This window comes from Sinosporangium siamense, assembly GCF_016863435.1.
Lineage (GTDB): Bacteria > Actinomycetota > Actinomycetes > Streptosporangiales > Streptosporangiaceae > Sinosporangium > Sinosporangium siamense.
The window spans coordinates 1-13,717 of record NZ_BOOW01000053.1; the positions used below are offsets into that span (position 1 = coordinate 1).

Genomic DNA, 13,717 nt, shown 5'->3' on the forward strand with positions numbered 1-13,717 from the left:
TGCCCACCTCATCCTGGAGGCGCCCGAACCTGAGGTGGAGATCGCCCCGGCCGGTGATCTGGGGCATGTGGTGCCGTGGGTGTTGTCGTGCAAGAGTGAGGCCGCTCTCCGTGAGCAGGCCGCGCGGATGTCGCACTGGCTCGGCGAGCACCCGGAGGCATCCGCCCTGGACATCGGGTTGTCCCTGGTCACCGGCCGGTCGGATTTCGTGCACCGGGCGGTGGTGGTGGCCGGGGACCGGGAGTCGGCCGCACTGGCACTGGCAGGGCAAGGGTTGGTGGAGGGGGTCGCACGACCCGGAAAGTGCGGATTCCTGTTCTCGGGGCAGGGGTCGCAGCGGCTCGGGATGGGCCGGGAGCTGTATGAGCGGTACCCGGTGTTCGCCGAAGCCTTCGACGAGGTCTGTGCCGGGCTGGACGAACACCTGGGAGGAAGTGTCCGCGCGGTCGTGTGGGGCGATGACGCGGAGGCGCTGAACCAGACGGTCAACGCGCAGGCCGGGTTGTTCGCGGTCGAGGTGGCGCTGTTCCGCCTGGTGGAGTCGTGGGGAGTACGGCCTGACCTGCTTACCGGGCACTCGATCGGCGAGGTCGCCGCGGCACATGCGGCCGGCGTGTTCTCTCTGGCCGACGCGTGTGCACTGGTGGCGGCACGCGGCCGGTTGATGCAGGCATTGCCGGAAGGCGGGGCCATGCTCGCGGTGCGGGCGGGCGAAGCCGAGGTGTCGGCCTGCCTCGACGCCGTCGCGGCCGAGGGGCAGCCGGTCTCGATCGCGGCGGTCAACGGGCCGTCGTCGGTGGTGGTGTCCGGCGAGGAGGAGGCCGTCGCTGCGGTTGAGGCCCACTTCCACGACCTGGACCGGAAGACGACCAGGTTGCGGGTGTCGCACGCGTTCCACTCGCCCCTGATGGAGCCGATGCTGGAGGACTTCCGCAGGGTGGTCGAGACGCTGTCGTTCGAGCAGCCCACGATTCCCGTGGTGTCGAACCTGACCGGTGCGGTCGCCATCCCCGAAGAGCTCTGCTCCGCCGGCTATTGGGTGCGTCACGTGCGCGAAGCCGTACGCTTCGCCGACGGGGTGCGCACCCTCCAGGACCAGGGCGCGACCCGGCTGCTCGAACTCGGCCCCGGCGGCGTCCTGTCGGCCATGGCCGCCGACTCGGCCGACGAGGGCACCATACTCATCCCGCTTCTGCGCAACGGCAGACCGGAGGAGACGACCGCGCTGCACGCGCTCGCCCGCCTCCACGTCGACGGCTGCCGGGTCGACTGGGCGGCGCTGTTCGCCGGGACCGGGGCGAGGCCGGTGGAACTTCCGACCTACGCGTTCCAGCGTCGACGCTTCTGGCCTGTCCCGTCCCCCTCCGCCGGCACCTCCGGGTTGAAGTCCGCTGGCCACCCGCTGTTCACGGGTGCGGTGGACCTCGCGGGCTCCGGCGGCGCGCTGCTCACCGGCCGCCTGTCGCTTGAGACGCACCCCTGGCTGGCCGGCCACGTGGTGCTGGGCTCGACGCTCGTGCCCGGTACGGCGCTGCTGGAGATGGCCGCCCGCGCGGGCGACGAGGTCGGCTGCGACCTGGTGGAGGAGCTGACGCTCGCCGCGCCCATGGTGATGCCGGAGCTGGACGGCGTGCGCGTGCAGGTGGCGGTCGGCGCCCCCGACGAGGGCGGCAGGCGTACGGTGACCGTGCACGGGCGCCGCGCCGACGACGACGAGTGGACCGAGCACGCGACCGGTTTCCTGGCCCGTCACGAACGCGGCGGACCGGCCTTCGACGCGACGGTCTGGCCGCCCCGGGGAGCTCAGCCGCTGGACGTGAGCGACGTCTACGACCGCATGGCGGACGGCGGCTTCGCCTACGGGCCGGCCTTCCAGGGGCTGCGGGTGGCGTGGCGGCTCGGCGAGGAGGTGTTCGCCGAGGTGGCGTTGCCGGACGAGGTCGATGCGGCCGGCTTCGCGGTGCACCCGGCGCTGTTCGACGCCTGCCTGCACGCCGTCGCCCTGTTCGCCCCTGAGCCCGGTGCGGTGGCGGCCGGAGTGCCGTTCACCTGGTCCGGGGTGTCGGTGCACGCCGCCGGGGCTTCCGCCGTACGCGTGCGGCTCGCCCGGTCCCCTGAGGGGACGGTGGCGCTCGACCTCGCCGACGGCTCGGGCGCGCCGGTGGCGTCGGTGGAGTCGCTGCTGACCCGGCCCGTCTCCACCGGGGGAGCGCGGTCCGACTCGTTGTATGAGGTCGAGTGGGTGCCGCTGGCGGATCAGGCAGGGGAGCCGCCGGTGTTCGCCGTGGCCGGGGAGATCGACGGGATCGGCGGGGAGAGATATGCCGATGTGGAGTCTCTCCCGGATTCTCCGCCACCTGTCGTGCTCGTGCCGATCGGCGGCGAAGGGGTCGGTCCCCGGCATGTGCACGAGGTGGCCGCGGAGGCCCTCCGGCTGACGCAGATGTGGGTGGCGGGGGACCGGTTCGGCGAGTCCCGCCTGGTGTTCGTCACCCGTGGCGCGGTGGCAGGGGACGACCTGGCCGGTGCGGCGGTGTGGGGGCTGGTGCGGTCGGCCCAGTCCGAGCATCCTGAGCGCTTGGGCCTGCTGGACATTGACGGTGAACTCTCCGAGACGGGCGTCACCAGGGCCCTGGCCGCCTCCGGTGAGCCGCAGGTGCTCACCCGGGGCGGCGACGTCCTCGTGCCGCGGCTCAGGAGAGCGACGGCGGGCGGGGAGATGTCTCTCGGCGGTGAGACGGTCCTCGTCACCGGGGCGCTGGGCGGCCTGGGCCGCCTGGTGGCGAGGCATTTGGTGGAGCGGCACGGTGTGCGGCGCCTGGTGCTGGTGAGCCGGAGAGGCATGGACACCGAAGGCGCCCCCGAGTTCGCCGGCGAGCTGGCCGCCCTGGGCGCGGACGCCGTGGTGGAAGCCTGCGATGTCGCGGATCGAGCGGCTGTGGCGGACCTCGTGGCCCGCCACCCGATATCCGCCGTCGTGCACGCGGCTGGGGTGCTGGACGACGGTCTGCTCGGCTCTCTCACCCCGGAACGCCTGTCCGCCGTGCTGCGCCCCAAGGTCGACGCCGCCTGGAACCTCCACCTGGAGACCAAGGACCTGTCGGCCTTCGTGCTCTTCTCCTCCGCGGCGGGCACACTCGGCAACGCCGGCCAGGCGAACTACGCCGCCGCCAACGCGTTCCTCGACGCCCTCGCCAACCACCGCCGCGGCCGGGGCCTTCCCGCCGTCTCGCTCGCGTGGGGGCCGTGGAAACAGGCCGGCGGCATGACCGGCGGGCTCACCGACGCCGACGCCGAGCGCATGGCGAGAGCCGGCCTGCCGCCGCTGTCACCCGAGCAGGGACTGGCCCTGCTCGACACCACGCTCGACGCCAAGGCCGGGGGCCTGCTCCCCGTCCGCCTGGACCTCGCCGCCCTCCGTGCCCGGGGCGACGTGCCGCCCCTGCTGCGGGCCCTGGTCAAACCCGCCCGCCGTACGGCGGCGCCCGACGGCGGCGCGGACCTCACGCGACGCCTGGCCGCCCTCCCGAGCGCCGAGGAGCAGCGCGAAGCGCTGCTGGACGCGGTGCGCGCCCAGGTGGCCGCCGTGCTCGGCCACACCGCCGCGGCCGGCGTGGACCCGGCGCTGGCCTTCCAGGACCTGGGCTTCGACTCGCTGACCGCGGTGGAACTCCGCAACCGGCTAGGCGCGCTCACCGGCGTGCGGCTGCCCGCGACCCTCGTCTTCGACTATCCGACCACCGTGGAACTGACCGATCACCTCTACACCCGCCTCGGCCTCACCCCGCAATCCGGCGAGCAGGCCCTCCTGGCCGAACTCGCCAGACTGGAGCAGGCGTTCAGCGGTCTGGAGATCGGCCCCGAGGTGTACAGGCAGGTGGCCGGCCGGCTGGACGTGCTCAAGGCCACCTGGGCCTCAGGCACCGGAGCCTCGGTGAACGGTGGCGGCTTCGACTTCGAGTCGGCATCCGACGAGGACGTCTTCAACCTTCTGGACAACGAACTCGGACTTTCGTGAAACCACCGCATCGAAAATCGGTGCGGCGGTTAAGCCGCTGTCCGTGTGAGACGCTCTCCCGGCGGGACATAACCGGATTCCCCATTCTCACCCCCGGGGATGTGGCTCTGGGAGTCGGTGTCCCGCCGTAAGGCAGGCGGGTCACCCCTCTTCCGCCCGGGGCCTGCGAGTTGCGTTTGATGAGCCGACTCCAATAAGTCGGGCCATAAGGCAATGTAGCTCGCTGATCACCCTTATGAAGGTGCATTTGCCGCGTGCAATGTGGATTACTCACGGGAATTGATCGGTGGATTATGGCAATTGTCGTGCCGCCCGCAGTGGAGCGCTCACCGCTCTCGCGGCCGGCTTTCCGACACTGCGCCTGGCCGTGCCCGCTGAGGAGCTCCGGCTGCGCGACGCGATGAACATCCACGGCATTCACGCCCTGCCGGTCACCTGGGACGCCGGCTTCTAGTCGCCGGCCAGGCGGGTGGCCTCGGCGACGACATGTTCGGCGAAGGGGCGGAGCCGGGGGAGGAGGTCGTCCCAGCTCTCCCCGCCGCCGCCGCGATAGGCGTCGCGGGCGCGGACGACGACCGGCCGGTGCTCGGCGGGCAGGCGGTCGAGGGCCCAGTCGGCCGCGCCGTCCTTGGAGCGGATGACGCCGGTGGCGAGCGTGGTCCAGATGCGCGCCAGCGTCAGCACGACGTTGCGGGTGTCGGTCTCGATCTCGTCCAGGAGCGCCGGGACGCCGGCGACGAGGGCCCGGTTCAGGTCCTCGCGCGGCACTTCGGGCAGCACCTGTGCCGGAGGCGGCCCGATCACGGGCGTGTCGCCCAGCAGCACCATGGTGATCAGCGGCGCCAGATCAGGGTCGGGCGTCGGCGCCGGCACCTCGCCGCGCAGATATTCGTCACGCAACCACTCGCCATACTGAAACTCGCGGATCGGGGGATAGCGCCAGGGCCGGACGTCGCCCTCGACGACGATCGACAACTCGACGGGGCGCAGCACCCCGGCCGGATAGGCCGAGATCTGGAGCAGCTCACGCACGAGGGTGCGGCGCTCCTCCTCGCTCGTGCGGCGCGCCAGCACGGCGAACACGTCGACGTCGCTGTCGGGCCTCATGCCGCCGAGTACGGCGGAGCCGTGCAGATAGACGCCGGCCACGTCGTCGCCGAACACCCTCAGCACGAGAGCGACGACGCTCTGCGTCTGGGAGTCGCCCGTCTCACGATCGACCATGGTCCGCGATGGTAGTCAACCGGTCACCCCTGGGCGCAAACCGTTTTCTGCGGCGCGGTTCAAGACCTGGCCCGGCGGGCGGAACGGCGATCGTGCGCTCTTGAAAGCCGGACAAGAGCACGGCCCGCACCCTGCGGTTCGGCGCCCGGGGCGGGCCGTGCCGTTGCCCGCACGCCTGCGGTTCTCCAGGCCGCGGCCGTGCGGATCCGCGCGGCCGGCCCCTCCTGCCGGGGTCGCGCGTCCTGCGATGTGGTGGCAGGTCCGGGACAGGTCGGCAATTTCCGCGAGATGCCCGGCGTGGTCCGGCAGCCCCGTCCGCGGGGCGGTTGCGGGTGGAAAACCGGTTGTCGGTGGCAGCGGGGATTTGATGTACTCGCCGGCGGCGGGGAGACGAGCGAGGAAAACGAGGAGAGTGCGATGAGGACTGCGCGCGTGTCCACCCAGCAGGCCGTTCCCACTCTCCCCGAGGACACGACGCTCCATGGCGCAATCCCGCACGACATCGCCCGAGGCCGACGAGCAGGCGTCGCCGGAGCCGGCCGCTAGGCCACGGCTCTCCACATTCCACTTCCTGCGCCCGGGACCCGGCACCACCGCCGCCCTGGTCCTCGCCGTGCTGGCGGCGGCCGCGCTTCCGCTCGCGGCCCCTCACCTCACCAGGCGTTTCGTCGACGACGCGATCGCCGGAGCGGCCACCGCCCACCTGCTGACGCTCGCCGCCGGTTATCTCGCCCTGGTTCTCACCGGCCAGGCCGCGCGCCTCGCCACCGTGTGGGTGGCGAGCAGGCTCGCCTGGGACGGCACCAACAACCTGCGTGAACGGCTCGCCGAGCACGCGCTGCGCCTCGACATGGACTACCACGGCGCCCACACGCCCGGCGAGATGATCGAACGCGTCGACGGCGACGTGACCGCCGTCGCCGATTTCGCCGTCGCCTTCATCGTGGACGTCGTCGTGGGTGCCCTGCTGCTCGCCGGAGTCCTCGCCGTGGTGTTCACCCTCGACGTCCGGCTCGGCGCCGCACTGCTCGTCTACTGCCTGCTGCTGGGGTTCGCCATGATGCGGGTCCAGCGGCTCGCCACGCCGTCGGCCGCCGAGGCGCGCGAGCAGAGCGCCGCGGTCATCGGCGGCCTGGAGGAGCACCTGACGATGGCCGAGGACATCCGCGCCAACGGCGCGGGCGCGCACGTCGTCAACCGGTTCCACCGGGCGAGCGCCGGGTGGTTCCGCGCGGACTACCGCGCCTCCACCGTCGGCAGCGCACTGATCGCGGGCACCTCGGTGGCGTTCGCGGCGGGCACGGCCCTCATGCTCGCACTGGCCGCGTGGGGCCGGGTGTCGGGAGTGCTCACCGTCGGCACCGCCGTACTCCTCTTTCAATACATGCTCATGGTGCGCACGCCGTTCGAGCGCCTGATCGACCAGCTCCGGCAATATCAGGGGGCGCTCGCCGGCATGGCCCGCGCCGGCGCGCTGCTCGCCGAGCCCCGCACCTTGCCTCCGCCCGCCGACCCGCGCCCCCTGCCCGGGTCAGGGCCCTTGAGCCTGCACCTCGACGGCGTCGGCTTCGCCTACCCCGACGACGGCGCGCGCGTGCTCGCGGGCGTCACGATCACCCTGAAACCGGGGGAGACGCTCGGTCTGGTCGGCCGCACCGGAAGCGGCAAGACCACCATCGCCCGCCTGATCCTGCGCCTCTACGACCCCACGGCAGGCGCCGTCCGCGTCGGCGGGATCGACCTGCGCGACACCGACCCCGCCTCGCTGCGCCGTCGCGTCGGCGTCGTCACCCAGGACGTGCAGCTTTTCGCCGCCGACGTGCGCGACAACCTCACCCTCTTCCGCCCAGGCACCGACGACAGCCGCCTGCGGGAGATCCTCGGCGAGGTCGGCCTCGGCGAGTGGCTCGCGGCCCTCCCCAATGGGCTCGACACGCGCGTCGACCACGTCTCCGCCGGTGAGGCACAACTGCTGGCCTTCGCCCGCGCCTTCCTCGCCGACCCGGGCCTGGTCGTGCTCGACGAGGCGTCCAGCCGGCTCGACCCCGCGACAGAACGCCACATCGAACGCTGCGTCGACCGCCTGCTCACCGGCCGCACCGGCGTGCTCATCGCCCACCGGCTCACCTCTCTGTCCCGCGTCGACAAGATCGCGGTGGTGAGCGACGGCGCGATCGTCGAGTACGGCTACCGCCGCGACCTCGCCGCCGACCCGGGCAGCAGGTTCTCCCGCATGCTAGAGCTGGCGGGGGCCGGCAGATGACCCGTCCGCGCACGAGGCCGGTGCTGCTGGTCGCCGCCCGCCTCGCCCGTTTCGACCTGCGCCGCTATCTGATCGGCGCGTTCCTCTGGTTGCCGGTCAGCGTCATCCCGCTCGCCGGCGGCCTGCTCCTGAAGGAGATTTTCGACCTGATCGGTGGGGACGCCCCCGCCGCGCTGGAGCACATCCTGGTGTTGTGCGCGGTCTACGCCGGCGTCGAACTGCTGCGCGGCGTGGTGATCGTCGTCGCCTGGTCCTACGGCGTCTACTGGTGGAACGCCGCCGCCACCCTCCTGCGCGCCAACGTCCTGCGCTCGATCCTCACCGCGCCAGGACCGGCGGCCGCCCGCCTGCCGCACTCCTCGGGCGAGGCCGTCGCACGCATGCGCGACGACGTCAGCGACGTGGTCGAACTCACCGACGAGTCCGTCCCGCTGGCCGGCATGTCCCTTTTCGGCGTCGCCGCCGTCGTGGTCATGGCCTCGATCGATCCTGTGCTCACCCTGGCGCTGATCGTGCCGATGATCCTGATCGCCCTGGTCAGCCGGCTCATGGGCACGACGATCGCGCGCCTGCACGGCGACGCCCGCGCCCGGGGAGCCGCCGTCGCCTCCTTCGTCGGCGAACTCTTCAGCGGCGTGCTCGCCGTCAAGACCGCCGGCGCCGAGACCGCCGCGCTGCACCGCCTGCGCCACCTCAACCGGCGGCGCCGCGACGCCGACGTCAAGGACCGGGTCGCCATCGGTCTCCTCCACGGCCTGACCGTCGCCGGCATCGAGGTCGGCGTCGGGCTTGTGCTCCTGCTCACGGCCTCCTCCATGCGGCGCGGCGACTTCACTGTGGGCGACTTCGCGCTCTTCACCGCCTACGTCGGCTGGATGACCGGCCTGCCGAGGGTCGTCGGCGCCATCCTCTATCGCATCCCGCAGTCGGCGGTCGGCGTCGGACGGCTCACCCGGCTCATGGCGGCGCACGAGGACGCCGACCACCTGTCCCGCGGCAAGGAGGTGCACCTCACCGGCCCGCCGCCGCCCGTGCCCGCCTCGCCGCCGAGGCACCACGACCCCCTTGAGGTCGTCGAGGCGCGCGGGGTCACCGTACGCCTCGGTGTGAACGGCGGCGGCCTGCACAGTGTCGACCTGCGTGTCACCCGGGGGTCGTTCACGGTCGTCACCGGGGCCGTCGGGTCGGGCAAGACCACTCTCGTGCGCGCCCTGCTCGGCCTCGTGCCCCTCGATGCCGGCACGATCAGCTGGAACGGCGTGAGCCTCGACGACCCCGGCTCCCACCTCGTGCCGGGCCGCGCCGCCTACGCCGGGCAGGTGCCGCGCCTGCTCTCCGCCTCACTGCGGGAAAACCTCCTGCTCGGCCATGCCGACGACCACCTGTCGCGCGCCCTCAAGCTCGCGGCCTTCGAAGACGACCTCGCCGGCATGGCCGACGGCCTCGGCACCGTCGTCGGGCCGCGCGGGATCCGCCTGTCCGGCGGGCAGCTCCAGCGGGCCACCGCCGCGCGGGCACTCGTGCGCGACCCCGACCTGCTCGTCGTCGACGATCTGTCCTCCGCGCTGGACGTCGAGACCGAGAACCTCCTGTGGGAGCGGCTCGCCGGCGACGGGCCGGAAACCGTGCTGGTCGTCTCCCACCGGCGGGCGGCGCTCGAACGCGCCGATCAGGTCGTCGTGCTCGACCGGGGGCGGGTCGCCGGAAGCGGACCGCTCAAGGAGTTGCTGCGGACGTGCCCAGAGATGCGGAGGTTGTGGGACGGGGTTGGAAACTCTGGGCAAACCCCCCTAATTCTCCGATCAAGGGTTGATCCACCCTTGACCTCTTGATCCAGAGCCGGATACTTGATCTGCTTATCGCCACGCCAATGTCCGGCCGCGACGTCGAGTCCGCAAGAGGTGACACAGGTGTTCACTCCGCCATCCGGCAGGAAACCGTCCGACGCGATCCCCACGTCCCTGTGACCGGCCCCGTCCCGGGCGAGACCGTGCGGGAGAGCTCGCCCGCCGGGCTGCTCGGTGCGCTCCTGCCGTCCGCCGCGGCGTCGTACGAACTGTTCCACGACGCCGTCGACCCCGACCTCCATCCCGAGGCCCGGCTCTTCCCCGACGAGGAGGCCGCGATCGCCCGGGCCGTCGAACGCCGGCGCCACGAGTTCGTCACCGTCCGCGTCTGCGCCCGGCGCGCCCTGGCCACCCTCGGCTTCGGGCCCGTCCCCGTGGTGCCGGGCGAGGCGCGGGCGCCCATCTGGCCGCCCGGCATCGTCGGCAGCATGACCCACTGCAAGGGCTACCGCGCGTGCGTCGTCGCCTGGGACCACGAACTCGCCACCGTCGGCATCGACGCCGAGCCGGCGGGCCCGCTGCCCGACGGCGTGCTCGAAGCCGTCAGCCTTCCCGAGGAGCGCACCAGGATCAAACGGCTGAAGGCGGCAGACGCGACGGTGCCGTGGGAGAAACTCCTCTTCTCCGCCAAGGAGGCCGTCTACAAGGCGTGGTTCCCGCTGCAGCGGCGCTGGCTGGGCTTCGAGGAGGCCGACATCGCGTTCCACCCGGACGGCACCTTCTCGGCGCGACTCCTCGTGCCCGGCCCGGTCGTCGGCGGGGAGACGTTACCCGGGTTCACCGGCCGCTGGCTCGCCGGCCAGGGGCTCGTGCTCACCGTCATCGCCCACCCCGCCCCCGGGTAGAGGTCCCCCGGCCGTGCGTCAGGCGGGGAGGACCGCCTGACGGGCCGAGGGAAAGTAGCGGCTCAGCATAAAGATCGACAGCGCTCCCAGGGCCAGCTCGACGAAGGTGACCACCACCAGCGGGCTCGCCGGCATGCCGTCCACCGCGATGCTCAGGATCCGCCCAAGGCCGTAGGCGACGTAGACGACGGCCCCGGCGATCAGCGCCGGGTAGGCCAGCCGGGAGACGAAGACGGCGGCGATCGTGAGGGCCCCGGTCGCGAGCAGGGCCGCGCCGGGCGCCCGGATCTCGCTGAGCAGGCTGGCGTCGCCGCCCAGCTCGACGCCGTTGAGCGCGTGGAGAGTCGCGGGCGAGAACGACAGGGCCGCGCCGACCGCGAGCAGGGCCAGGCCGGATACGACCAGGAACAGGGTGAGGGGTGTGCGGCTCCGCATGTTCGTTGTCCCTTCCAAAGGGGCGCGTTTCCCTTGACCTGGAACAGCACCCCGACGATGTTGCCGGAATCCATGCTGAAGCCGTGAACATGGACACACAATGACCACGTGTCCGGCCTGCTTTGCCGTTCGTCCAGGCATGTGGACGGGCGATCGGCCGCGGTGGCACGATGACGCCTATGCCAAGCCCGCCCCGCAGGATCCCCGCCCCGGCGGACGTCGTCGGCGAGGCGCTCCACCAGCTCCGCCTCACCGGGACCCTCTACTGCCGTGCCGAGCTCACCGCGCCCTGGGGTGTGGACGTGCCGCCCCTCGACGGGGCCATGGCCTTCCAGATCGTCACCGCAGGGCAGTGCCTGCTGGAGATGGCGGGGGCGGCGCCGCTTCTCCTCCAGCCGGGCAGCCTCACGCTGATTCCCCACGGTTCCGCGCACCGGTTCCGCAGCGGCCCCGGCGTCGACTGCGAGCCGCTGTTCGACCTCCAGGTCGAGCGGGTCAGCGACCGCTACGAGATCATGCGCCACGGCGGCGGGGGAGAGATCACCCGCGTCACCTACGGCGTCGTGCAGTTCGACCAGGCGGTGGGGCGGCGCCTCACCGCGCAACTGCCCGAGGTCCTGCACATCGACGCCTGGGAGGACGACGGGAGCTGGCTGCACAGCACCCTGCGCTTCATCTCCCGCGAGGCCCTCACCCTGCGCCCCGGCGGTGAGACCGTGCTCACCCGCCTGGCCGACATCCTCGTCATCCAGGCCATCCGCGCCTGGCTCGACTCCGCCCCCGAAGCCCACCAGGGCTGGCTCGCCGCCCTGCGCGACGAGCACATCGGGCGGGCCCTCACGCTCATGCACAGCGCCCCCGAGCAGGACTGGAGCGTCGCCACCCTCGCCCACGAGGCCGGCATGTCCCGCTCCGCCTTCTCGGCCCGCTTCACCGAACTGGTGGGTGAGCCCGCCATGCGCTATCTCGCGCACTGGCGCATGGGGCTCGCCCGCACCCACCTCCAGCAGACCGCCGAACCCCTCACCCTCGTCGCCCGCCGCTTCGGCTACCAGTCCGAGGCGGCGTTCTGCCGGGCCTTCAAACGCGCCTTCGGCGTGTCCCCCGGCAGCGTGCGCCGACCGGCGGTGCCCGCGGCGATGTGAAGGACGTGGGGTACGGCGGAGCCGGCTTGGAACGTACCGTGTCCTCGCCGGGGCCCTGACACGTCTTGTTCGGCTGCTTCTGCCTGCCGCCGATCGCAGTGTATTGACTGACTTATCTTGCCATTTGCTAATTTCGTCATTTCTATTGTCAGAACGTTGTTGGGATCGCTCCCCTGGCCTCTTGTTTGGGTTGTGTGCAAATCGGCGTATCGGTAAGGCGTTAAACGGCTACATGGACCTGCGTCATGTCATGAAAAGTGATGCGTGACACCGACTTGGCGGCCATGCCATACTCGCAGAGGATTTGAATAGGAAAGTTTCCTAAGATTTCCTTTCGGGCGTTCCGGGCAGGCAATCTCGCAGGTGAGGCCTGCCCTAATCTGCTCACCTCTGATGGAGGTGCGACTGTGGTCGCCTCACGAGGCATGCCCTCATCCGTGGAAGGCCGGCACAATGTCCGAATCACCGGCGCCCGGGAACCCCTGACAGTCCCGGCCGTTCTCGCGAGCCGCGCGCTCGCGCAACCGGACCGCGTCGCCCTGAATGTGGGCGGCTCCCGGTCTCTGACGTACCTCGAATGGGAACAGCGCGCCAACGCCGTCGCCACCGGTCTGCTCGACCGCGGTATGCGGCGCGGCGACCGTGTGGGGACGCTCTTCGACGAGCACCACTGGATCGAATACGCGATCACCTATGTCGCGATCCAGAAGGCGGGCGCGGTCGCGGTGCCGCTTCCCTCACGCCTCGCGCCCTCCGAGATCCGGTGGATGCTGGACCACTGCGGGGCCCGCGGCGTCGTCTCCGACGGCAAGATCCGCGGTGTGCTGGACATCCCGATGTGGAAGGCCGACGACCTCGCCACCGGCGCCGCCGATCCACCGGACGCCGGTGCCGGACCCGGCGACCTCGCGCAGATCCTCTACACGTCGGGCACGACCGGGCGGCCCAAGGGGGTGGAGGCGAGCCATGCCAACCTCACCTTCGAGATCGGCGCCTTCCGCCGGGGACGGCCGCTGGGGCATTCCGAGCACTTCGCGCACGCCTTCCCCATCGGCACCAACGCCGGGCAGACGATGCTCCTCAACTCGCTCCACGTGCATCCCGCCGCGCTGGTCCTGCCGCGCTTCTCGCCGGACCGCTTCGCCCGGCTCATCGCCGCGCACGCGGCGGGGACCGTCTTCGTGGTGCCGGCCATGGCGATGGAACTGCTCAACGCGCGGGTGCAGGACCGGCACGACCTGTCCGGCGTCGTCCTGCTGGGCTCCACGGCGGCGCCGCTCCCGCCCTCGGTCGGCGCCGGGCTGGCCCAGGCGTTCCCGAAGGCCGCGATCGTCAACTACTACACCTCGACCGAGGCGGCCCCCGCAGGGACGACGATGATCTTCGATCCTGCGCGGCCCGGATCGCTGGGCCGCGCGTCGGGAGCCAACACCGTCAGGATCACGGCTACCGACGGCACGCCGCTGCCGGCGGGACGGGCGGGGGAGGTGTGGCTGCGCTCCGGCGCCGCCGCCCGTGCCTACCACCGGGACCGGCGGGCCACCGACGAGGTGTTCAAACACGGCTGGATCCGCACCGGCGACCTCGGCTACCTCGACTCGGAGGGCTACCTCTATCTGGTGGACCGTGAGAGCGACGTCGTCAAGGTGGGCGCCTTCAAGGTGTCGACGATTCATGTCGAGGCGGCGGTGCACCGGCACCCGGCGGTCGCCGACGCGGCGTGCTTCGCCGTCACCCATCCCGCCTTCGGCACGCTGACCGCCGTGGCCGTCGTCAAGCGGGCCCCGGTGACCGCCGCCGACCTGCGGCGTTTCCTCGCCGAGCACCTCGCCCCGCACGAGGTGCCGGCACGTGTGATCTTCCTCGACTCCCTGCCTAGGAACGATGCAGGAAAAGTCATGAAACGAGAACTTCGGCAGCGCGCGGAAGGGATGTGAGCC

The 13,717-nt window shown here is 71.7% G+C and carries 9 protein-coding genes; 7 read left to right on the forward strand and 2 right to left on the reverse strand.

Annotated features, from left to right (window positions below; genetic code table 11):
• Both Ssi02_RS35170 and Ssi02_RS35175 read left to right on the forward strand, forming a co-directional pair.
• Positions 1-4,018: type I polyketide synthase (locus Ssi02_RS35170; RefSeq protein WP_204032205.1), on the forward strand; the 4,018-nt coding region annotated here is incomplete at its 5' end.
• A 286-nt stretch (positions 4,019-4,304) separates the two neighbouring features.
• Positions 4,305-4,472, forward strand: coding sequence for a hypothetical protein (locus Ssi02_RS35175; RefSeq protein WP_204032344.1), 168 nt, complete (start codon positions 4,305-4,307; stop codon positions 4,470-4,472).
• Here Ssi02_RS35175 and Ssi02_RS35180 read toward each other — a convergent pair.
• Positions 4,469-5,242 carry an aminoglycoside adenylyltransferase family protein gene (locus Ssi02_RS35180; protein ID WP_204032207.1) on the reverse strand — a complete coding sequence of 258 codons (774 nt, stop codon included), beginning with the start codon at positions 5,240-5,242 and terminating at the stop codon, positions 4,469-4,471. The two genes, Ssi02_RS35175 and Ssi02_RS35180, sit on opposite strands and share 4 nt — an antisense overlap.
• Before the next feature lie 481 nt (positions 5,243-5,723).
• Here Ssi02_RS35180 and Ssi02_RS35185 point away from each other — a divergent pair, with 481 nt between their 5' ends.
• The 3 genes from Ssi02_RS35185 (at position 5,724) to Ssi02_RS35195 (ending at position 10,197) form a co-directional block, all read left to right on the forward strand.
• The gene (locus tag Ssi02_RS35185) at positions 5,724-7,505 is read left to right on the forward strand and encodes an ABC transporter ATP-binding protein (protein WP_204032209.1); all 1,782 of its coding nucleotides are present in this window, start codon (positions 5,724-5,726) and stop codon (positions 7,503-7,505) included.
• Complete coding sequence (locus Ssi02_RS35190; protein ID WP_204032211.1) at positions 7,502-9,337, forward strand: ABC transporter ATP-binding protein; 1,836 nt, start codon at positions 7,502-7,504, stop codon at positions 9,335-9,337. The genes Ssi02_RS35185 and Ssi02_RS35190 overlap by 4 nt, the downstream gene beginning before the upstream one ends.
• 131 nt (positions 9,338-9,468) lie before the next feature.
• Positions 9,469-10,197: a 4'-phosphopantetheinyl transferase family protein gene (locus tag Ssi02_RS35195; RefSeq protein WP_239130283.1), complete on the forward strand. Its 729-nt coding sequence runs from the start codon at positions 9,469-9,471 to the stop codon at positions 10,195-10,197.
• An 18-nt stretch (positions 10,198-10,215) separates the two neighbouring features.
• On the opposite strand, the gene Ssi02_RS35200 is transcribed toward Ssi02_RS35195, so the two are convergent.
• Entirely contained in the window at positions 10,216-10,632 is a 417-nt protein-coding gene (locus tag Ssi02_RS35200) for a DUF4345 domain-containing protein (RefSeq protein WP_204032215.1), read from the reverse strand.
• A 170-nt stretch (positions 10,633-10,802) separates the two neighbouring features.
• Between Ssi02_RS35200 and Ssi02_RS35205 the strand changes: the two genes are divergently transcribed.
• Both Ssi02_RS35205 and Ssi02_RS35210 read left to right on the forward strand, forming a co-directional pair.
• Positions 10,803-11,777, forward strand: a complete 975-nt coding sequence (locus tag Ssi02_RS35205) for an AraC family transcriptional regulator (RefSeq protein ID WP_204032218.1) — start codon at positions 10,803-10,805, stop codon at positions 11,775-11,777.
• A 407-nt stretch (positions 11,778-12,184) separates the two neighbouring features.
• Positions 12,185-13,714 carry a class I adenylate-forming enzyme family protein gene (locus Ssi02_RS35210; protein WP_239130284.1) on the forward strand — a complete coding sequence of 510 codons (1,530 nt, stop codon included), beginning with the start codon at positions 12,185-12,187 and terminating at the stop codon, positions 13,712-13,714.
• Positions 13,715-13,717 lie beyond the last annotated feature (3 nt).

Excerpts from the sequence above, each read along its gene's own strand:
- Ssi02_RS35180 (WP_204032207.1), bottom strand. The coding sequence starts at position 5,242 with ATGGTCGATCGTGAGACGGGCGACTCCCAGACGCAGAGCGTCGTCGCT.
- Ssi02_RS35185 (WP_204032209.1), top strand. The coding sequence starts at position 5,724 with ATGGCGCAATCCCGCACGACATCGCCCGAGGCCGACGAGCAGGCGTCG.
- Ssi02_RS35190 (WP_204032211.1), top strand. The coding sequence starts at position 7,502 with ATGACCCGTCCGCGCACGAGGCCGGTGCTGCTGGTCGCCGCCCGCCTC.
- Ssi02_RS35200 (WP_204032215.1), bottom strand. The coding sequence starts at position 10,632 with ATGCGGAGCCGCACACCCCTCACCCTGTTCCTGGTCGTATCCGGCCTG.
- Ssi02_RS35205 (WP_204032218.1), top strand. The coding sequence starts at position 10,803 with ATGACGCCTATGCCAAGCCCGCCCCGCAGGATCCCCGCCCCGGCGGAC.